This is a genomic window from Mesorhizobium sp. 113-1-2, assembly GCF_016756475.1.
Lineage (GTDB): Bacteria > Pseudomonadota > Alphaproteobacteria > Rhizobiales > Rhizobiaceae > Mesorhizobium > Mesorhizobium loti_C.
Genome location: NZ_AP023242.1, coordinates 6253125 through 6273847, shown reverse-complemented (window position 1 = coordinate 6273847; position 20723 = coordinate 6253125). Strand labels below are relative to the sequence as shown.

Genomic DNA, 20723 nt, shown 5'->3' with positions numbered 1-20723 from the left:
GTGAGATGATTTGAAAACCCTAGAGGGAGGAGCCTCGCCATGATCATCGACACCCATTTGCATCTCATCGATCGTTCGGCCTTGCGCTACCCCTGGCTCGCCGGTGTGCCGGCGCTCAATCTCGATTTCTCCTATGAGGAATACGCCACCGAGGCGCAGCGTGTTGGCGTCGAACGCGTGCTGCATATGGAGGTCGATGTCGATCCGGCCGACATCGAAGCCGAGACCGCACGGGTCGAAGGCCTGTCACGGCAGGCGGGCAGCATGCTGGTCGGGGCGATCGCGTCCTGCCGGCCTGAAGACGCCGACTTTTCAGCCTATCTCGAAAGGCAGCGGGCAAATCCATTCGTCAAGGGCTTCCGCCGCGTGCTCCATGTTGTGCCGGACGATCTGTCGGAAGGCGCGGTGTTTCGCGACAACATCAAGCGGCTTGGCGGCACTGGGCTGACTTTCGATTTGGTCGTGCTGCCGCACCAGATCCCCAAGGCGATCGCGCTGGCCGACCTCGCGCCCGATGTCCAGTTCGTCCTCGACCATTGCGGCGTGCCCGATATCAAGGGTGGAGCCGAGCATCCTTGGCGCGAGCATATGAGCGAGATCGCGCGGCGTCCGAATGTCATCGCCAAGATTTCTGGCGTCGTCGCCTATGCCGATCCCGGCAACTGGACCGCCGCGACGTTGCGGCCCTATGTCGAGCACACCATCGCGGCGTTCGGTTGGGACCGTGTCGTCTGGGGCAGCGATTGGCCGGTCTGCACGCTCGGCGGCGGCCTTTCGACCTGGGTGGGCGCGACCCATGCGCTGCTTTCCGGCTGCAGCGTCACGGAGCGTGACGGATTGTTGTCGGGCAATGCCCGCAAGCTGTGGCGGTTGCCGTAGCCGCCGTCAGATCGTCGTCGAGACGTGCCGCTCGCGGCCGTAGAGCGAGACCAGCAGCACGATGATGAAGCCTAGGGCCGCCTGCACCGCCGAGGGCTGGAAGCCGAGCCCGATCAGCAGCGTGTTGATCTCGGTCAGCACCAGTACGCCGGCGATCGTGCCGAGATAGCTGCCGCGTCCGCCAACCAGCGCCGCGCCGCCAACGACCACAGCTGCAATCGTCTGGAACAGGTAGGGCTGACCGACATCGCCATAGGCCGAGCCGGTGAAGCCGAGCAGCAGCACGCCGGCGACGGCGGCGAAAAAGGCGCTCGCGGCATAGGTCATCACCCACATGCGAACCGGGTCGATCAGCGCCAGCGGTGCGGCTCCCGGATTGCTGCCCAGCGCATAGAGCCGGCGGCCATAGGGCGTCCGCTCCAGCACCAGCACGACAAGCGCCGCCAGCACGACCAGGCTCGGCACAAGCCATGGCACCGGCAGCGGCCCGGCCGAGCCGCCGATCGACACGAAGCTGGACACCGCTTGCGGCGCCGAGCCTGATGGGAAGCCGGCGGTCCACAAAAGCACCAGCCCTTGCACCACCATGCCGATGCCGAGCGTGACGATGAGCGGCTGGATGTCGAGGCTGCGCGCGATCAGCCCGTTCAGGCCGCCGATCAGAATGGCCAGCACCCCGACGAGGCCGCAGACCAGGACAAAATTCCAGCCATCGCCGTAAAGCTGCGCGGCCACGACATTGGCGAAGCCGATGACGAAGGGAATGGACAGGTCGATGCCGCCCATGATGACGACCAGTGTCTGCCCGATCGAGGCGACCGCGAGCAGCGAGGCGAGCACCAGCATGGCGCGCACGGCGAAAGGGGAGGAGTAGCCGGGGATGAGGACCGTGCCGGCGAGATGCAGGAGGGCGGCGACACAGAAGGCGCCGACGACACGGGCATTGGTTGTCGCGAACAGGTTTCGCCCAGTCATGTCAGCGCCCCTTCATGGCAAGACGTTCCTGCAGCGCGGTCAGCATCACCGCCAGCACCAGTATGGCGCCATAGGCGATCTGCAGGACGAAGGTCGAGACGTTGAAGGTCGTCAGCACGCTCTGCAGCAGGAAGATGTCGATGGCGCCGATGGCGGCACCGGCGACGCCGCCACGCCCGCCGGCCAGGCTGACGCCGCCAAGCGCCACGGCGGCAATGGCGATCAGCGTGTAGGTCGGCCCGATATTGGGATCGGCCGAACCGATCAGCGCCGTCAGCATCAGCCCGGCGCATCCGCCAAAGATGCCGGTCATGACATAGGCGATGAAGCGCACGCGCGTGACATCGACGCCGGCGGTGTAGGCGGCGCGGTCGTCGCTGCCGACTGCCATCACCTGGTCATAGTAGGGAAGGCGCCGCACCAGCCACCAGGCAAGGAACATCAATAGCAGCGGCAACATCGACCAAGGACCTGCCAATGCCTTGAGCCATGTCGGAGCCGGGCCGATCGGTGCGGGCAGGATCGTCAGCGTCACGCCGGTCAGGATCAGATAGGTGCCGAGCGTGGCAACGATCGGCTGGATGCGCACGATCGTCGCCAGAAAGCCGTTGGCAACGCCGACCAGCGCGCCGATGAGCAGGGCCGCCGGGACAAGCAGCACGGGTGAGGAGATGCCGGCCTTGAGGAAAAGCAGCTGGATCACGACGGCATTGACGAAACCCATCAGCGGGCCGACCGAGATGTCGATGCCGCCGCGCCCCGCGAGGATCACCGGTGTCGAGGCGATGGCCGCGCCGATCAAGGGCGCGGCCAGTCCGACCAGCGCGCCCCACGACCCCGGCTGGAACCGCGCCGGGCTGAGGATGAGATTGACCGCGAGCAGGATGGCCAGCAGCACCACAGCGAAACCGACGCTTCGCCCAACCGACAGGAAGCGCGCGACGGGGCTCATGCTGCGCGTCCGAACATGGCCGAGATAACGCTGTCGGTGGTCATCGCTTCACCGGAGATGTCCGCCGCGACCTCGTTTTCCCGGAACACCAGCACGCGGTGGCAGAGGAGAAGGATTTCCTCTATCTCGCTGGACAGGATGACCAGCCCCATGCCGTCGGCCGCCAACCCGCGAAAAACGTCGTAGAGCACATGCCGCGTCGCCACATCGACGCCGCGCGTCGGGTCGTTGAGAAGCAGGATGGCGGGCTCCAGCGCCAGAGCCCGCGCTAAAAGCACCTTCTGCTGGTTGCCGCCCGACAGGGTGGTGATCGGTGCATCCGGCCGGGGCGCTACGATCGACAATTTCTCGCGGTAGATGTCGTAGCGCGCCTTGCGCGCCGTTGGACTGATCAGGCCAAGCCGCGTATCGCGCGACAAGGTCGAAACGGCGAAATTGTCGAGCACCGACTGGGTCGGGAAAATGCCATTCGCACGCCGGTCGCGCGGCAAGTACGCGATGCCGCTGGCGACAGCCCTACGGAAGCCGGTGATTTTGCGGGACGCGCCCGGCGCCCCAAGCTCGATCGAACCGCCCAGCGGCGACGCCAGACCGGCGAGCATCTTGAGGAACAGTTCCTGGCCGTGGCCGTCGAGGCCGGCAAGTCCGACGATCTCGCCGGGAGCAATGGTTTGCGTTATTGCGCTGGCGCCCGGCGCGATGACGAGGTCGCGGACGGCGAGCCCAGGAGCCGTGTGCTCAGCCATGCGCCAGCTCCGCCGCCGTGCGTGGCGCCATGGCCTTGAGAAGTTCCGCCGGTGTCGAGGCGCCGCGCTCCTCGGTGCGCACGACGCTGCCGCCACGCAGGATCGAGATGCGATCCGACAGCGACATCACCTCGTCCATGCGGTGCGTGATGAACAGGATGAGGCAGCCTTCACCGGCCAGTGCACGCATCAGAGAAAAGACGGACTCGCGATCGGCGAAGTCGAGCGCTGCGGTCACCTCGTCGAGGATCAGTATCCTGGGATTGCGCACGATCGCGCGGGCGAGAACCACCAGTTGCTGTGCGGCCAGCGGCAGCAGGCCGGCAGGCATGTCCAGCGGCACGTCGGTCACGGCGAAGCGCTTCAGCGCCGCCGCTGCCCGGTCGCGGCGCTCGTTGCGGGGCACGGTGCGCTGGAGCAGCCCGTCGAGGCCGAGCAGGATGTTGTCGGTCACGCTGCGATCCGGCGCGACCAGCACCTCCTGGAACACCGTGGCGAACCCTTGCGCCTGGAATGCCGAAGGGATGGTCCCTGAGAATGGCTTGCCATGTAGCAGGATCGCGCCACTGTCCGGCTGGACGATGCCGGACAGCAGTTTCACCATCGTGCTCTTGCCCGAGCCATTTTCGCCAAGGATGGTGTGGATGGTCCCCGCCCGGAACGCAATCGAGACGTCAGCCAGCGCGACCGTCTCGCCATAGCGTTTGGATATGGTTCTGATTTCAAGCATGCCGTGTTTCTAAGCTGGCAAGCCGGCTCCCCGAAAAGAGCCGGCTTGATGGATCTGTCGTAGCAGTCACTTCGCGCAGGCGTCGGGTACCTTCGAATAATCCCAGCCCTTGGTTGGCGCCGGGTTGGAGAAATAGGCATCGAGCCATTCCTCCGGCATCGGATCCTTGGGCGGGATCGGGAAGATCGAGACGGCATCCATCGTCATGCAGTCCTTGTACCATTGGCCGAGATCGGCGCTGTGCACCGGCGGGATCGGGATCAGCAGCGTGTTGAGCTTCGGCTTCTGGCCGTCGAGCATGCGCTCGCCGACGCGGAACAGCGTCTCGGCGGTCCAGTGCGGCAACACGGCATGGCCTTCGAAGCGGTACTTGTCGGGGTTGGCCTTCCAGTAGCCGAGAGCGTCGCCGGTGATCGAACCGGTGATCAGCGGCGCTGGCCGGCCGGCTTCTGCGAAGGCCTCGGCGACGACGCGGCTTTCGCTGCCGGTCGTCCACACCGCGTCGATCGGCGCTGGATTGGTGGCGATCGCCTGCAGCACAACCGTCTTGGTGACGTTGGCCGTCCAGTTGCCGTTGACGTTGCGCGAGATCTTCAGCTTCGGATTTTCCGCCAGCGCCTTGTCCGCGCCCTGGCGCTCCTGCACCACGATCGGATGGCCGGCAATGCCTTCGACGAGCAGGATGCTGGCGCCGTCCGGCTGCGCTTTGCCGATCGCCGTCATCATGTCGTAGCCCCAGCGCGCATAGTTGGAATCGACATTGATGGCGTTCGGGCTGGTCACCGAGCCGGCCGCGGTGATGAACGGGATGCCGGCCTTGGCGGCGGCATCGATGGCATCGTCGAGCGCGGTGGCCGAGCCCGGGATCGAGGTGATGATCGAACACTTCTTGTCAATGAAGGCGCGGATCTGGTTGATCTGTTGGCTGGCATCATTGTTGGAATCGGACACTTCGAAGCTGGACACCGTGCCGTCGGCGATCAGCCCGTCGACCAGGCGCTTCAGCTCCTTGGTCACGGTGACCCGCCACGGATTGCCCTGGTAGGATTCCGAGTGGCACCATTTCCACGGTTTCGGCGGCGGGGTGAAATTGTCCCAGGCCGAAGGCAGCACCTTCTGCGGTGCGCCGTCATACTGCGCCTTGAGTTCGGTCGGCAGCCCCCCGATGACGCCTTGCACGTCCTGGGCATAGGCAACGCCCGTGATGGATACAAAAGCGGTTGCGGCCATCAGGCCGCGCATCATGTTTTTCATTTTTCTCCTCCGTTCGGTTTCGTTCAGGCTCCTCCACCGGCAGCGCCGGACACCTGCGCGGGCGAACTCTCCCGGAACAGGTTATTGAGATCGGCAACGACCGCGGCGGGCTTCTGCCTGCCGGCGATGCCGGAAAGGATGCGGTCGGATGCTGCCTGCTGGAACGCCATGTAGCCGTCATGGCGCGGCCGCACCCATGCGCCTTCAAGCGTCGCGCGCGTGTCGCGATAGAAATTGCCGGTCGCGGCGTTGACGGTCTGGTCCTCCCAGCCGGCGGCGTGACCCGGCTGTCCGCCGGCGGCGGCATAGGGACCGCGCTGGACCTCGCCGCTGGCGACCCAATAGGCAAAATCGATCGCGGCCTCTTTTGCCCGCGAAAAGGCCGACACCGCTATGCCGGTGCCGCCGAGCGCCGAGCCGACCGGGCCGTTGGAACCGATGACCGGAATGTCGGTGAAGGCCAGCCGGTGCGCACGAAACCCCGATATCGCATAGGAGACGTAGCCATAGATCAGCGGCGCGCAGGCGATGTCGGAACCGGCCGCCGCCATGCGCTCGAAGACAGCGATCGGATCCATCTCGAAACAGGCCGGCTCGACCAGCGCGGCGATCTCGCGCATCGCCTCGAAGACCTGGCCGCCCGTTTCGATGTCGATGAGATCGCGCGACGGATCGGTGGCGCAGGGATGACCGAGATTGCCGGCCAGCGTGTAGAACACCATCAACACATGCGGCGGCCGCAACGGCAGAAGCACACGGCCTTGCCGGGCGAGATCAAGCACCTCGCTCCAGCGCGCCGGCGGCGCATCGAGCGCATCCGGCCGCCAGGCCTGAACCTGGCTGGCCGCGTCGATCGGGAAAGCCCATTGCCGCCCTTGCCAGCTATAGCTCGGATAGGACTGGCCGACACTGCCCGAGGCGAGCGCGGTTCGCTCTGCCTCGCGGCCGGCGACATCCAGCGGCGCAAGGCAGCTTTCCGCCGTGATCTGGCCGACATGCGGATGGTCGATGACGATCAGATCATAGGCGCGCGCCAGCTCCTCGACCGGGAAGGATTCAAAATCCTGCAGCGAGCGCTTGTCCCATTCGATGGCGATGCCGGTCCTCTGCTGCCAAAGCGACGAGCAGGCGACCATCGGATCATAGCCGCGCGGATGGCTCCAGGTCATGCCCTTGAGCGTGGTCACAGGCCGAACTCCGCGCGGATCGCGGCACTGTGCTCGCCGATGCGCGGCGCGGCGCGATCGACCTTGGCCCTGACACCATCGACCCTCAGCGGCGAACTGGTGGTGAGGATCGAGACATCGTCCTCGCGCGTCACCGTCTGCAGCATGTCAAGCGACTGGAAACCTTCGCTCGCCAGCATCTCCGGCCAGGTCAGCACCTTGGCGCACCAGATGTCGGCCGGCTCGAGAATGGCGAGCCATTCGTCGATGGTCTTGCTGGCGATCCGTTGCGCGATGATCGCCTTGATGTCGTCGCGCGCGGTGAACCATGAGGCTGGTTTGTCGCGATAGGGCGCCAACTCGCTCAGCGAGAGCAGATCAGCAAGCTTGGGGATCGGCGTCATGGCGATGGCGAGATAGCCGTCCTTGGCTGGGTACACACCATAGGGCGCCGAGAGATAGGCATGCGCGCTGCGGAAATTGGAGCGCCTGGGCAAGCGGCGGCCGTCATTGAGATGCGTGGTCAGCACCTCGAACTGGAAGTCGACCAGCGCTTCCAACAGGCTGGTCTCGATATGGCTGCCCTGGCCGGTGATGCCGCGCCGCACCAGTGCCGCCAGGATGCCTTGGGCGCAGGCCGCACCCGCCAGCATGTCGCCGATGGCGAGCCCAAATGGCACAGGTCCCTGGTCCTCGTCGCCATTCAGCCACATGACGCCGGAGCGCGATTGCGCCAACAGATCCTGGCCCGGCCGCTTGACCCATGGCCCGTCCTCGCCATAGCCGCTGATCGAGGCATAGACCAAACGCGGGTTGATCTTGCGCACCGTCTCGTAGTCGAAGCCGAGCCGCTCGATGACGCCGGGCCGGAAATTCTGGATCAGCACATCCGCTTTGGCCAGAAGCCCGCGCAACGCTTTGAGATCGGCCTCGTTCTTGAGGTCGATGGCAAAGCTTTCCTTGGCGCGGTTGATGGCGTGGAAGATTGTGGAATCGCCGCCGATCTCGGTGTCGCTGAGATAGAGCCGGCGCGACAGGTCGCCGCCATCCGGGCGCTCGATCTTGATGACGCGGGCGCCGAGATCGAGCAGCCGCAGCGAGCAATAGGGGCCCGACAGAAACTGGCTCATGTCGACGACGGTCAGACCGGCAAGCGGCAATTCGGCTGCAGCCGGCATCGTCATGTCTCCGTCTTGCCGACGAAGTCGGCCGGGTTGCGGTACTTCACCGTCTGCAAATGCTCGCAATACAAAACGAGCTCGCCTTCGCCCTTGAACACCTCGTAGCTGGCGCGGATCAGCCCCATCTCCTTGTAGCGCGGCTTCTTGTCGAGGTTGGAGCGGATCGAATAGATCGTGTCACCAATGAAGACAGGCTTTATGAAGCGGAGCTTGTCATAGCCGTAGGAAAAGGCGTTGATGCAGTTGGTGGCAACCAGCCCCAGCCCCGCCGAAAAGACGAAGGCGCCGGCGATCAGCCGCTTGCCGAAAATGCCTTCGCTCTCGGCAAACATCTGGTCCTGTACATAAGGGTGGATGTCGAGGACCAGCGCGTTGAACAAATGGCTGTCGCCTTCCGCCATTGTGCGCCGCAACGAGCGAATTTTCTGGCCGACCGGCCAGTCCTCATAGAACCAGTTCTCGGCGTTCCACACCGGCAGCGCGGCATGATCTTCAGGCATGTTTTTTGGATGCGTCGAGGCAACGCCGACCGTGGGGGCGAAGTCGTTCATGGCTGGCTCCAGCGATCTCGCGGGAGGTACCCAGCAATCGTTTGAACACGCCTCGAAGCGCCTGAATGCAAGACGTCTCCTCCCGTCAATCTTCTTTTGTAAATAGTATTTTCACATATGGGGTTGCGTTGCAAGCGAGGACAGGCGAAATTTTGGCCGGCCCGCACGCTCAGGTGCAGGCGGGAGGGAGGAAATCATGGGCAAGGATTGTCTGGTCTTCGTCGGAAGCCTGAACCGCGAGGCGCCGTATTTTCAGGGCGCGCGCGGCATCGGCCTCAGCGTCTACAGCTTCGACGAGGCAACGCTGGAAACGCGAGAGCTGGCCGAGACCAATGACGTCGACAACCCGACCTTCCTTTCGGTGACATCGGATGGTTCGCGCATCTACGCCAATTCGGAAGTGTTTGCCTGGCGCGAGGGCACCGTCTCCGCCTACCGCTTCGATCGTGGTTCGAGCACGCTCTCCTATCTGAACAAGCAGCCGTCGCTCGGCAGCATCACCGCCCACAACACCATCACCCGCGATGGGACGAAGTTGCTGGTTGCCAACTATGGCATGGGCGAGGGCGGTCCGGATCGGGCGGTGGTGGTCTACGGCTTCGAGAAGGACGGCGCGCTGTCGGCGCCGCTGGCCAGCGTTTCGCACTCCGGCACGGGGCCGAACGCGGCGCGGCAGGAACGCTCGCACGCCCACAGCGTCACCGAAACCATTGCCGGCGGAACAGCCATCGTCGCCGACCTCGGCATCGACCGGCTGGTGTCCTACCGGATCGAACAGGATGGAAATCTGAGCAAGCTTGCCGAGTCCGCCCTGACGCCGGGCGCAGGTCCGCGTCATCTCGCGCTGCATCCGAACGGACGCTTCGTCTTCGTCATGAACGAGCTGGACTCGACCGTCGTGTCGATGGCGTTGGACGATGCATCAGGCAAGCTGTCGATCGTCGATGCCAAGCCGGCGGTGCCGGCCGAGGCGCGCGACAGCAACCATTGCGCCGATATCCAGATCTCGCCGGATGGCCGCTTCATCTACGGCTCCAATCGTGGCCATGACAGTGTCGTCATCATGGAGGTCGGCCAGCAGACCGGCGCGCTCGACCTCGTCGGTTATGTCCGCTGTGGAGGCGCCACGCCGCGCAACCTGGCACTGACGCCGTCAGGCGGCCATCTGTTCTCGGCCAATCAGAATGCCGACCGCATCTCGATCTTCGCGCGTGACGCAGCGAGCGGCATGCTGACCGACACCGGACGCGCCATCGAGATCGGCACACCGATGTGCGTCAGGATCGTGCGCTGAGGCGCTCGCAACGACCCTCGGACAACTGGACGGGGCTCAAGCCTGCTGTATGGCCGAGAGCTTCCAGCTCGAGCCATTCTGACGCGTGAATGTCCACAGCTCGGTCGTCTCCGTCGGATGATCCTCGTCTCCTTCGACGACATTGCCGTTGGCCCGTTCGCGCATCACGTCACGGGACTCGTAGCGCAGTGCGGCTGTGGCGTAGTCGCGGTCATCCTCGCGCCAGCTTTCGGCGATGTCGGCCTGCAGCAAGGTGATATCGGAGACCTCGTTCCGGAGACCTTTCTGGGCGTTGTCGGCCAGCTCTTCTGAGAGATAGGACACCATTTCGGGCGTCGTCGCCCGGCGGAGCGCAGCATGGTCTTCGCGCCCGAATGCTTCCTGGACATCGGTCAGCAGCTGCTGGAAGGCGTCGAGGTCGGTCTGGGCCAAGGTGATCTCTTCGGAGCCTGCAGCCGGCGAGCTTCCGCCCGAACCGCCGCCGAAGCCGGGAATTGTAAAAGAGCCTGCGGTCTGCTGCTGTTCCGTTGCGCGGTTCTCAAATCGGGACGCCTCGGCATTGCCGGCACCAGCAAGCGCGGGCGCCGGACCACGCGCGGATTGCGAGCGGAAGAACCTGATGGCCAGCATGATGGCGCCACCGATGAGCAGGGCCTGAAGCAGGAAGCCGAACATGCCGGCCAGGCCGCCAAAACCTTGGCCGACGAGCAGCCCGATCAGGCCGCCGATCAGCAGGCCACGCATCATCGTTCCACCGAAGCCGCTCATGAAGCCGGGCCTCTGCACCTGCGGCTGCCGGGCGGCAGAATTCACACCGGTGTTGGGCGTCATCGAACGCTCGACCGGAGCGGTCGGCGCCGGTGCCGTCCTCGTCGGCGGCGCCGACTGGAACGTGCGCGTGCCGCGGCTGCCGAAACTGCCGCCGCGCCGCGCCTCGGCATGATCGATCGCGACCATGGAGAATGCGAGGAACAGTCCTGCAAACAGGGCTGCAAATCGGCTGGTGCGAGACATCATCGGAGATGAACCTTTGTCGATGTGGTTTTCAGGAATTTCAGCAGGCGCCGGCCCGGGCACCGGGCGGTGTCATCGGGTCAATCGAACAATTCCTCGAAGAAGGATTTCTTCCGCTTGGGATAGCGGTGGCCCTGCGAGCGGGAATAATCGTCATCGCGGCCGTGCTGCGGCTGGGAGAACGCCGCCGGCTGTGGCTGCGGCGCGGGCGCCGCCTCCCTGCCGGAACGCTCGATGATCTTGTCGAGTTCGCCTCGATCAAGCCAGACGCCACGGCACTGCGGGCAATAATCGATCTCGATACCCTGGCGTTCGCTCATTGTGAGCGCAACGCGGCAGGAGGGGCAAACCAGACCAAGAAGGGAAGATGTCATACGGGGCTCCAAACCGAAAGGATTGAGCCCGCTTGACCGAAAAGGGTGGAAACGGGCCCGTTAAAGCGGTCCGACATCACAATCACCAGAAGCGATCGTCAGAGGGGCCCGGCCCACATTCGACAGTTAGGAATGCGGGGCCAAGCCTTCAAGGGCGGTATCGCCGGAAAGTTGCTCAGACCGTCACGACGATCTCAGATCGTCACCACGATCTTGCCGAACTGCTCGTTCGATTCGAGATAGTGATGCGCTTCGACGATCTGGTCGAAGGCAAAACTCCGGTCGATGATCGGCCTCAGCGTACCTGTCTCCAGGCCTTCGAGGATAAACGTCTTGGCGGCTTCCAGCTTCTCTGGATCGCCGGTGATCTCGTGCACGAGATAACCACGCAACGTCAGCGTCTTGCCCAACACGGCAGCCAACGGAAACGGCGTCGGCTCGCTGCTGAGGCCGCCATATTCGATGAGAATGCCGCCCTTTGACATCGCCACCGTCAGCGGCTCGAAGATCGGGCCGCCGACTGCATCCAGCACCACGCGCACGCCTCGCGGTCCCGCGATCTTGCTCAGCCGTGCGGCGAGGTCCTCCTCAGCCAGGGCGACAACATGCGCCGCTCCGGCATCGAGCAAGGCCTGTTTCTTTACAGATGTTCGCGTCACCGCGATCGCTGTCGCGCCAATTTTGTTGGCGATCTGGAGCGCAGCAAGCCCGACACTGCTTGAGGCCGCGGTGATGACGACGACATCTCCGCTGCACAGCCTGGCGATATCGATAAGCGCACCATAGGCGGTGAGATATTGCATCCAGATGGCCGCCGCTGTCTGCCAGTCGAGCGACGGCGGATGCTTGACGATGAGTCGGGCGGGATAGATGACCAACTCGCCGTAAGCCGGCCAGCGAACCATCGATTGCGGCGGGATGACGCTGACAGCGTCGCCAGGCACGAAATCCTTCACGCCTTCGCCTATCGACTCGACGACGCCCGCTGCTTCCAGGCCAAGCCCGGAGGGCAGGGGCGGCGTCTCAATGTAAGCACCCGAACGCAACAGAGCCTCGGCGCGATTGAGGCCGAGGGCCTTGACGCGGATCTGAACCTCGCCCGGGCTCGGTGGAGGAAGGTCGACATCCTCGATGCGCAGAACCTCGGGATCACCATGCCGGTGGAAGCGAACTACACGTGTCATTCGGGCTACTCCAAATTATCTGAACCGAATGAGCTATGCAGCCAGGAGGTTTTGTGGATAAATGGGCGTAAGCATAAAGCAGTAGAAACCAAAGGTTTCGAATATGGATCGGCTCGAGAGCATGGCCGTGTTCGTTAGGGCGGTCGACTTCGGCTCATTCGCGGCCGCGGCGATCACGCTCGATCTGTCCGGCCCAATGGTGGGCAAGCATGTCCGGTTTCTCGAAGACCGGCTGGGCGTGCGCCTCATCAACCGCACCACGCGCCGCCAGAGCCTGACCGATTTCGGCCGCGCCTATTACGAACGCTGCCGGGTCGTGCTGGCCGAGGCCGAAGCCGCGGATGCGCTCGCCGCCGACCAGCTCTCGGAGCCGCGCGGAAAACTGCGCGTCACCATGCCGGCGCATTTCGGCCGCCACTGCGTCACGCCAGTGCTGCTGCAGCTCGCGCGGCAATATCCGATGCTGGAACTCGATTTGTCGCTCAGCGACCGCTTCGCCGATCTCGCCGAGGATGGCTACGACCTTGCCATCCGCACCGGAGATCTGGACGACAAAGCCGGCGTGATCGCGCGGCGTGTCGCGCGCCAGGGCATGGTCGTCTGCGCCGCGCCTTCCTATCTCAAAAGCCACGGCGAACCGCGGCGGATCGAAGACCTCGCCGACCATCAGGCAATCGTCTACCGCCGGCTCGGCCAGGCCGTTCAGCCGTGGCTGTTTCCCCGCGAAAGGCAAGCCGCTCAGGAGATCATGCCGAGCGGCCGGCTGCGGCTCGACGATCTCGATGCCATCGCCGATGCTGCAGTCGAAGGCATCGGGCTGGCATGGCTGCCCTGGTGGTTGGTTCGCGAGCGCATTCGAGCCGGTGCGCTGGTGGCGCTGTTACAGGACCAGCCGCGCTATCCCTACGACTGCCACGCCCTTTGGCTGCAGACGCCGCATCTGCCGCTCAAGGTGCGGCTCGCCGTCGATGCGCTGGCGACCGCACTGCCGAAACTGATGGCCTGATTGCCAACAGAGCAGGCTTGCGCTCTTTGCGGCGTCGCCTTCCCTGCCATATGAAGGTGACTGACGGAATGCGAACATTGCAGGAGATTGTTCATGACCAAAGGTTCGGATCTGTTCGTCGCGGCCCTCGAGAATGAAGGGGTCGAGCGGATTTTCGGCATTCCGGGCGAGGAGAACCTGGATATCGTCGAATCGATCCGCCGCTCGTCGATCCAACTGATCCTGACCCGCCACGAGCAGGCCGCTGCCTTCATGGCCGCCACCTATGGCAGGCTCACCGGCAAGGCGGGCGTGTGCATCACCACGCTTGGCCCCGGCGCGCTCAACCTGACGACCGGCGCGGCTTATGCGCTGCTCGGCGCGATGCCGATGATCATGATCACCGGCCAGAAGGGCATATTGTCGTCGCGGCAGGCGCGCTTCCAGATTGTCGACATCGTCGCGGCGATGAAGCCGCTGACCAAGCTGTCGCGCCAGATCGTCTCGCCCAAGATGATCCCGTCGCTGGTGCGCGAAGCTTTTCGCGTTGCCCAGGAAGAGCGTCCCGGCCCCGTGCATCTGGAACTGCCGGAAGACATTGCGGCGGCGGAGTGCGAGCCGATCGCACTGGTGCCGACGCACCCGGTCGAACTGCCGCTCGCCAGCCCGGGCGCGCTCGATCGCGCCGCCCGCATGATCATTGAGGCGAAACGTCCGCTGCTGATGTTCGGCGCGGCGGCGTCGCGGCCGCGCGTGACCCCCGATGTCGCGCAGTTCGTGCTGCGCACGCAAATTCCCTATTTCACCACGCAGATGGGCAAGGGCACCGTGCCTGGCGGCACCGAACTCTACATGGGAACGGCCGCCCTTTCGGAGCGCGACTATGTGCACGAGGCCATCGAACAGGCCGACCTGATCATCACTATCGGCCACGACACGGTCGAGAAACCGCCCTTCATCATGGGCGCCAACGGACCGAAGGTCATCCATGTCGGCTATCAAACAGCCGATGTCGAGCAGGTCTATTTCCCGCAGGCCGAGATCGTCGGCGACCTCGGTCCTTCGCTGGCGCTTCTGGCGGACCGTATCGAGGGCAAGATCCCCAACGCACAGGCCTTGCTGCCGCTGCGCGAAGGCATTCTGAGCCGCATCGCCGCACGCGCCACCGAGGACCGCTTCACGCCGCAGCGCATCGTGCATGATGTCCGCGCCGTGATGCCGGCGGACGGAATCCTCGCCCTCGACAACGGCATGTACAAGATCTGGTTCGCGCGCAACTACCGCACGCGCATGGCAAACACGCTGCTGCTCGACAATGCGCTCGCCACCATGGGCGCCGGCCTGCCGTCGGCGATGATGGCGTCACTGCTCTATCCCAACCGCCGTGTAATGGCCATTTGCGGCGATGGCGGGTTCATGATGAACAGCCAGGAACTGGAAACCGCCGTCCGACTCAAGCTCAACCTCGTCGTCCTGCTGCTTGAGGACCATGCCTATGGCATGATCCGCTGGAAGCAGGCGGTCGACGAATTTCCGGATTTTGGCATGACCTTCGGCAATCCGGATTTCGTCAAATACGCCGAGGCCTATGGCGCCAAGGGAACCAGGATTGCGGAAATCGCCGCCTTGCGGCCGGCGCTGGAACAGGCTTTTGCCGGCGGCGGCGTGCATCTCGTCGTTGTGCCCATCGACTATTCCGAAAACACCAGGGTGCTTGTCGACGAACTGCGCGAGCGGCTGCCGGCGCCACAGAAGCCCTGACGGCAGCGGCAACGCCGCCGTCAGGGGTTGGTTGGGTGCGAGGGCCTACACCTTGCAGTAAGGCGTGACCGGCGCGATGGTGCCGAAATCTCTAGCGATCTCGTAGCCGATGCCGTCGGCCGCCGCCTTGCCGACATAGGAATGGCAGAGCGTGTGGTTGTTGGTGGCATCGACGCGGATCTTGCCTTGCGGCGCGTCGAACTCGATCGTCGGCAGCGCCTTGAGCACATCGTCGTCCTTCAGCGATCCGGCCTTCTCGGCGGCCAGCGCATAGAGATGCAGGCCGTTATAGCCGGCCTCGCCGATGCCGTTGACCATCTTCTCCTGGCCGAATTTTTCGCGGAAGCTGGCGATGAACTTCTTGTTGACCGGATTGTCGAGCGCCATCCAGTAGGGCTGCGGCGCGTAGGTGCCGGCCGCCACGCCGGGCGGCAGCGCGTCCTTGTTGAAGACCTCGTCGAGCGGCGCGATCAGCGGCTGCTTGATGTCGAAAGAGCGATACTGCTTGAGCTGGGTGACCGCGTCGTTGCCGACCACCATCGACCAGACGACATCGGGCTTCAGCGATTTGATCTTCTGGAAGGCCGGGCCGAAATCCGTGGTGCCGAACGGATAGTAGTCGGCGCCGATGATCTTGCCGCCGGCCTTGTCATAGGCGGCCGTGATCGCCTCGGTCATCTTCTGCGGCCAGGCATAGTCCGAGGCCATGATGTAGATGGTCTTGCCGAGGTTCTCGGCCACCCACGGCATCATCGGGTCAACCTGCTGCATCGGGATCGGGCCGGTGGCGACGAAGTAGCGGTTGCATTCGCCGCCTTCGAAATTGGTCGGGTAGAAAAACAGCTTCTTGGCTTTCGAGGTCACCGACAGCGTTGCGCTGCGCTCGGGCGAAATGATCGTGCCCATGATCACGTCGACCTTGTCCTCGTTGAGAAGCTTGCGTGCCTTGTCGATGGCGCCCTTGGTCGTGGTCTGGTTATCCTCGATGAACAGTTCGACCTGGCGGCCGCCAATGCCGTTGGCGGCGTTGAGTTCGGCGGCGGCGAGCTTGTAGCAGTTGAGCAGCGTCTCGCCGAGGATCGCCTGCAGCCCGGTGATCGGGATCGACAGGCCGACCTTGACGGTGTCGGCGGCGCGCAGGATCGACGGCGCGCCGACCATGGCGAAGGCGGCGGCAGCGCCGCCGGATTTGAGGATCGTTCTTCTGCTTATCATTGTTATGTTCCCTTCCAGTCCAGGCGCGCCCCATGCACGCCTTACAAAGCCAGCAAGTCTTTCAGCAGGGTCTCGTCGGCGAATGCCTCCGGCGTACCCTCGTGGACGATCCTGCCTTTCTCCATCACCAGGCAGCGGTCCGCCGCCTTGAGAACGAGATCGAGATTCTGCTCGACCAGAACGATCGCGATGCCGCGCTCGCGGGCGATGCGCGGCACCAGTTCGGCGATCGACTGCACGATGTTCGGCTGGATGCCTTCCGAGGGCTCGTCGAGCAGCAGCACCGAGGGCAGGCCGCACAGCGCGCGGCCGATCGCCAGCATCTGCTGCTGGCCACCCGAAAGCGTGCCGGCGATTTGCGCCTCGCGTTCGCGCAGGATCGGGAAATAGCCGAAGATGTCGTCAGGAATGCCGCCATCGCCCCTATCCCTGGCGGCTCGGGTGCCGACCTCCAGGTTCTGGCGTACGGTCAACTGATTGAAGATGCCGCGGCCCTGCGGCACATGCGCGATGCCAGCCCGCGCCCGGCGGAAGGCCGCCGCGTTGGTAAGGTCCTGGTCGCCGAGAACCACGGCGCCGCCGCTCGCCTTCAAGCCACCGGCAATGACGCGCAGCAGCGTCGTCTTGCCGGCGCCGTTGCGGCCGAGCAGGCCGACGACTTCGCCCGGCGCCACGCTGAGATCGATGCCGTTCAGAACCGGGAGCAGGCCGTAGCCGGCCGAGACCGCCATTGTCCGCAGCATGGTCAGCGCCTCCCCAGATAGACGTCGCGGACCATTTCGTCGGTCTCGATGTCGTGGAAAGGACCGCTGCGCAGCCGGCGTCCCTGATGCAGCACCAGCGTCTCGCAGTTCAGCGCCCGCACGAAGCGAATGTCGTGCTCGACGGCGACGATCGAGAACTCGCCCTTGAGCCGCAGCAGCATCTCGGCGGTCGCCAGCGTCTCCTGCGGCGTCATGCCGGCGGTCGGCTCGTCGAGCAAAAGCAGCCTTGGCTCGATCGCCAGCGCCATGCCGATCTCAAGCCATTGCTTCTGGCCGTGCGCCAGTTCACCGGCCAGCGTGGTGGCGCGGCCGCCAAGCGCGACCAGGTCCATGAGGTCACGGATCGGACGAGCCGGGGAGGGCGCGCCCCACCGCGCGACCTTCAGATTGTCTTCCACCGAGAGGCTCGGAAAGACCGACGGAATCTGGAATTTTCGCGCGATGCCGAGCCGGGCGATGCGGTGCAGCGGCAGGCCGGCAATGTCGTGGCCGAGGAAGCGCACGCTGCCGCTGGTCGGGCGAAGCGTGCCGGTCAAAAGGTTGAGGAAGGTGCTCTTGCCGGCGCCGTTCGGCCCGATGATGCAGCAGAGCTCCTTGTCGCGGACCGTCAGGTTCAGCCCTTCCAGCGCCTGCAGTCCGCCGAAGCGGATGCCGACATTTTCGGCGTGGAGCAGGACATCGCTCATTGCGCGCGTCTCCGGCCTTTGAACAGGCTCTTCAGCCGCGCATAGATCGAAAGGATGCCGTCCGGCAGGACGAAGACGATGATGACGAAGACGCAGCCGAGCAGCAGCGGCCACAGGCTCGGATTGAAGCTGCTGATCGTCTGCTGCGCGCGCTGGATGGCGATGGCGCCCAGCACCGGACCAAGCAGCGTGCCGCGTCCGCCGACCGCCACCCAGACGATCACTTCGGTCGACAGCAGCAGCCCGGAAAGGTCAGGCGCTACAAGCCCGGCCATGCAGACATAGAGCGCACCGGCAAGCCCGGCGATTGCGGCAGACAGGACGAAGGTGACGAGCAGCCGCAATGGCGCATTGTGGCCAAGCGCAGCCGCGCGGACTTCATTGTCCTGGATGGCGGTCAGCACCGTGCCCCAGCGGCCGCGGCTGATCGACCAAAGCGCCAGCACAACCACCGCTACGATGGACGCGACGAAGATGTAGGAAGGCAGATCCTGGCTGAGATCGACATGCATCCCGCCAAGGTCGAATTCGATCGGTGGGATGCCGATCAGGCCGCTGTCGCCACCGGTGACCGAACTCCAGGAGACCGCGGCCTGCTGGCAGATGACGCCCATGGCCAGCGTCACGATGGTGAAGTAACTGCCGCGGATGCCGCCGAAGAACAGGAAGTAGCCGATGATGGCGGCGACGAAGGCAGCCCCCGCCACCGCGCCCATAATGCCGAGCAGGCTGCCGAAGGGGATGGCGTCGTTGAGCGTGATGAGCGCCATGATGTAGCCGCCAATGCCGAAAAAGGCGGCGTGGCCGAAACACAGGATTCCGGTGCGGCCCCAGAAGAAATCGAGGCTCGCGGCGAACAGGCCGAAGATCAGCGCATCGCGGATCACCGTCAGCTGGTAGCCGTCGGCGAAGAGCGGATAGAGAACCGCGAGCACCACGCAGACGGCGAAGATCAGCAGCCAGTTGCGGTCGCGGGCGATCATCGCGACGCTCCGTTGAACAGGCCGTTGGGCCGCAGGCGGACGGCGACGATGGCCGCCAGCAGCACGATCGCCTGCGCCAGCGATGGCGAAATCTGGTAGTTGAGGATGCTGGTCAGCCCGCCGACGAAGACGCTGCCGGCGACAAGCCCGCCGATCGAGCCGACGCCGCCGACGATGACGACGAAGAAGGCGTTGGCGAGATAGTTCACCCCCATCTGCGGCAGCACGATCGCCAGCGGCGCGACCAGCCCGCCGGCGAGCCCGGCAATGGCCGCGCCGAAGGTGAAGGCGATGGCGTAGGTGCGGCGCGTGTTGATGCCGACGCCCTCGGCCATTTCGCGGTTCTGGATGACGGTGCGGATGTCGAGCCCGAAGGACGTCCGGCTGATCAGCAGGACGACGCCGAGCAAGGTCAGCATGGCGATCGCGATCAGGATCAGCCGGTAGGCCGGATAGACGGTGAAGAACAGGTCGAACGTGCCCTCGATCGGCGGCGTCACCGGCTTGGCGCCGAGGCCGAAGGTCAGTTCCAGCCCTTGCTGCAGGATGAGGCTGACGCCCCAGGTGGCAAGCACGGTCGAGACTGGCCGCGAATAGAGGTGGCGGATGATGGCGAATTCCAGGATGCAGCCGACCACCGCGCCGGCGATCGGTGCGGCGGCGAGCCCCAGCCAGAACGAGCCGCCGACGCTCTGGACGAAATAGACCGCGAAGGCGCCGACGGTGACGAACTCGCCATGCGCCAGATTGGTCACGTTCATCAGGCCGAAGCTGATTGCCAGCCCGAGCCCGACCAGCATCAGGATGCTGATCAGCGTGAGCGCGTTGAGGAGCGTGGTGACGACAAAATCCATCGCGTCAGGCAGCACTGGCAAGGCGTTGGCGCAGGCCGGCGAGCAGGCCCTCGGCGGCATCGATCACTTGAGCCTGATGCGGCTGCAAATCCTGCCCGGCCCATTCGTCGATATGGTCCGATAAGGGATCGACCACTTCGGTGCGATGATTGGCCAGCGTCTCGATGACGGCGTGACCGCAGAACGGCACATAGCCCTCGGAGTAGCCGCCTTCATGGCTCATCATCAGGCGCCCGTTCGATGTCTCGGCAGCCAGCGCCACCATGCGCGCGGCAAGGCGCCGGAAGCACTCGCTGTTCAGCATCATGCGGCCGAGCGGATCGAAGCCGGACGCATCGAAGCCGGAAGCGACAATGACGAGATCCGGCTTGAAGGCGCGCAGTGCGGGGGCGACGACGCGGTCGAAGCTGGCTTCATAGGCGCCGGTGCCGCTGCCGGCCGGCAGCGGGATATTGATGTTGTAGCCTTCGCCTTCGCCCTTGCCATTGTCGGCCAGCGCGCCGCGCCCGGTCGGATAGAGATTGTCCTGGTGCAGGGAAATGGTCAGTACCGACGGATCGGAATAAAACACCGTCTCGGTGCCGTTGCCGTGATGCACGTCCCAGTCGACGATCGCTGCGCGGCCGAGCAGGCCCTCATGCTGCAGCCGGCGCACGGAGACGCCGATATTGGAGAACAGGCAGTTGCCCATCGCCTGGTCGGGCTCGGCATGGTGCCCGGGCGGCCGCGCCAGTGCATAGGCGTTGTCGACACGGCCGGTCAGCACCGCGCGCATCGCGGCATAGGTGGTGCCGGCCGACAGGAGCGCGATGTCGAAACTGTTGAGGCCGATCGGCGCCTGCGGCCCGGCGAAGCCGGAGCCGCGCTCGCTGAGCATCCTGATATCGTCGACATGGCGCTGCGTGTGGACGCGCAGCAGATCCTCGACCGTCACCGGCTCGGCGACGATCGGCACCAGATGGCGCGCCAGGCCGCTGACCTGGATCAGGTTGTTCAGCCGGCGCTTTGACCCCGGTGATTCCAGGTGCCGTCCGGGTTCCACGAAGCGGCCGGGAGGCATCATGTCGGCGCTGGAGCCGGTGTCATGCCACATCAGCTGTTCGTGAAAAACGTAACCTGTCGCCATAAGCAGCGTCCTCTGAAATCCAGACGACGCTAGCAGGCTAACGATCCCA

21 protein-coding genes are annotated in these 20723 nt (G+C 64.7%); 4 read left to right on the top strand and 17 right to left on the bottom strand.

Features of this window, described 5'->3' with window-relative positions:
• Positions 1-39: 39 nt before the first annotated feature.
• Positions 40-879 (top strand): amidohydrolase family protein, encoded by an 840-nt coding sequence (locus JN279_RS30540; protein WP_096455435.1) that lies wholly within the window; start codon positions 40-42, stop codon positions 877-879.
• 6 nt (positions 880-885) lie between these two features.
• Here JN279_RS30540 and JN279_RS30535 read toward each other — a convergent pair whose 3' ends face one another.
• The 8 genes from JN279_RS30535 to JN279_RS30500 all read right to left on the bottom strand — a co-directional run bounded on the left by JN279_RS30535 (position 886) and on the right by JN279_RS30500 (position 8434).
• The gene (locus tag JN279_RS30535) at positions 886-1854 is read right to left on the bottom strand and encodes an ABC transporter permease (RefSeq protein ID WP_202351028.1); all 969 of its coding nucleotides are present in this window, start codon (positions 1852-1854) and stop codon (positions 886-888) included.
• Between the two features lies 1 nt (position 1855).
• The gene (locus JN279_RS30530) at positions 1856-2806 is read right to left on the bottom strand and encodes an ABC transporter permease (RefSeq protein ID WP_096455439.1); all 951 of its coding nucleotides are present in this window, start codon (positions 2804-2806) and stop codon (positions 1856-1858) included.
• Positions 2803-3552: an ATP-binding cassette domain-containing protein gene (locus tag JN279_RS30525; RefSeq protein WP_096455441.1), complete on the bottom strand. Its 750-nt coding sequence runs from the start codon at positions 3550-3552 to the stop codon at positions 2803-2805. The genes JN279_RS30530 and JN279_RS30525 overlap by 4 nt, the downstream gene beginning before the upstream one ends.
• Positions 3545-4282, bottom strand: a complete 738-nt coding sequence (locus JN279_RS30520; RefSeq protein ID WP_096455443.1) for an ATP-binding cassette domain-containing protein — start codon at positions 4280-4282, stop codon at positions 3545-3547. Before JN279_RS30520 ends, JN279_RS30525 begins: the two co-directional genes overlap by 8 nt.
• A gap of 66 nt (positions 4283-4348) precedes the next feature.
• A complete protein-coding gene (locus JN279_RS30515; protein ID WP_202351027.1) occupies positions 4349-5536 on the bottom strand; it encodes an ABC transporter substrate-binding protein in 1188 nt (395 codons plus the stop codon).
• Between the two features lie 23 nt (positions 5537-5559).
• Positions 5560-6705 carry an ABC transporter substrate-binding protein gene (locus tag JN279_RS30510; protein WP_202353826.1) on the bottom strand — a complete coding sequence of 382 codons (1146 nt, stop codon included), beginning with the start codon at positions 6703-6705 and terminating at the stop codon, positions 5560-5562.
• Between the two features lie 14 nt (positions 6706-6719).
• On the bottom strand, positions 6720-7880 hold the full coding sequence (locus tag JN279_RS30505; RefSeq protein ID WP_202351026.1) for a CaiB/BaiF CoA transferase family protein: 1161 nt from the start codon (positions 7878-7880) through the stop codon (positions 6720-6722).
• A 2-nt stretch (positions 7881-7882) separates the two neighbouring features.
• Complete coding sequence (locus tag JN279_RS30500) at positions 7883-8434, bottom strand: MaoC family dehydratase (protein ID WP_202351025.1); 552 nt, start codon at positions 8432-8434, stop codon at positions 7883-7885.
• 196 nt (positions 8435-8630) lie between these two features.
• On the opposite strand from JN279_RS30500, the gene JN279_RS30495 reads away from it, so the two are divergent.
• Positions 8631-9728 carry a lactonase family protein gene (locus tag JN279_RS30495; protein ID WP_202351024.1) on the top strand — a complete coding sequence of 366 codons (1098 nt, stop codon included), beginning with the start codon at positions 8631-8633 and terminating at the stop codon, positions 9726-9728.
• A 36-nt stretch (positions 9729-9764) separates the two neighbouring features.
• Here the strand turns inward: JN279_RS30495 and JN279_RS30490 are convergent, their stop codons facing one another.
• The 3 genes from JN279_RS30490 to JN279_RS30480 form a co-directional block, all read right to left on the bottom strand.
• Positions 9765-10745: a Tim44 domain-containing protein gene (locus JN279_RS30490; protein WP_202351023.1), complete on the bottom strand. Its 981-nt coding sequence runs from the start codon at positions 10743-10745 to the stop codon at positions 9765-9767.
• A gap of 77 nt (positions 10746-10822) precedes the next feature.
• The gene (locus JN279_RS30485) at positions 10823-11116 is read right to left on the bottom strand and encodes a TFIIB-type zinc ribbon-containing protein (protein WP_096455457.1); all 294 of its coding nucleotides are present in this window, start codon (positions 11114-11116) and stop codon (positions 10823-10825) included.
• A 194-nt stretch (positions 11117-11310) separates the two neighbouring features.
• Positions 11311-12300 carry a zinc-dependent alcohol dehydrogenase family protein gene (locus tag JN279_RS30480; RefSeq protein ID WP_202351022.1) on the bottom strand — a complete coding sequence of 330 codons (990 nt, stop codon included), beginning with the start codon at positions 12298-12300 and terminating at the stop codon, positions 11311-11313.
• A 103-nt stretch (positions 12301-12403) separates the two neighbouring features.
• Between JN279_RS30480 and JN279_RS30475 the strand changes: the two genes are divergently transcribed.
• On the top strand, positions 12404-13306 hold the full coding sequence (locus JN279_RS30475; protein WP_202351021.1) for a LysR family transcriptional regulator: 903 nt from the start codon (positions 12404-12406) through the stop codon (positions 13304-13306).
• Between the two features lie 93 nt (positions 13307-13399).
• Entirely contained in the window at positions 13400-15046 is a 1647-nt protein-coding gene (locus JN279_RS30470; protein WP_202351020.1) for an acetolactate synthase large subunit, read from the top strand.
• A gap of 45 nt (positions 15047-15091) precedes the next feature.
• On the opposite strand, the gene JN279_RS30465 is transcribed toward JN279_RS30470, so the two are convergent.
• The 6 genes from JN279_RS30465 to JN279_RS30440 are packed head-to-tail and all read right to left on the bottom strand — an operon-like array spanning position 15092 to position 20674.
• Positions 15092-16261 carry a substrate-binding protein gene (locus JN279_RS30465; RefSeq protein ID WP_202351019.1) on the bottom strand — a complete coding sequence of 390 codons (1170 nt, stop codon included), beginning with the start codon at positions 16259-16261 and terminating at the stop codon, positions 15092-15094.
• Between the two features lie 41 nt (positions 16262-16302).
• Positions 16303-17004 (bottom strand): ABC transporter ATP-binding protein, encoded by a 702-nt coding sequence (locus tag JN279_RS30460; RefSeq protein ID WP_096455467.1) that lies wholly within the window; start codon positions 17002-17004, stop codon positions 16303-16305.
• Positions 17005-17006: 2 nt separating this feature from the next.
• Positions 17007-17711, bottom strand: a complete 705-nt coding sequence (locus JN279_RS30455; protein ID WP_096455469.1) for an ATP-binding cassette domain-containing protein — start codon at positions 17709-17711, stop codon at positions 17007-17009.
• Positions 17708-18694 carry a branched-chain amino acid ABC transporter permease gene (locus JN279_RS30450; protein ID WP_096455471.1) on the bottom strand — a complete coding sequence of 329 codons (987 nt, stop codon included), beginning with the start codon at positions 18692-18694 and terminating at the stop codon, positions 17708-17710. Before JN279_RS30450 ends, JN279_RS30455 begins: the two co-directional genes overlap by 4 nt.
• Positions 18691-19608: an urea ABC transporter permease subunit UrtB gene (urtB, locus tag JN279_RS30445; protein ID WP_244734192.1), complete on the bottom strand. Its 918-nt coding sequence runs from the start codon at positions 19606-19608 to the stop codon at positions 18691-18693. The genes JN279_RS30450 and urtB overlap by 4 nt, the downstream gene beginning before the upstream one ends.
• Positions 19553-20674, bottom strand: a complete 1122-nt coding sequence (locus JN279_RS30440; RefSeq protein WP_202351018.1) for a class II histone deacetylase — start codon at positions 20672-20674, stop codon at positions 19553-19555. The genes urtB and JN279_RS30440 overlap by 56 nt, the downstream gene beginning before the upstream one ends.
• Positions 20675-20723 lie beyond the last annotated feature (49 nt).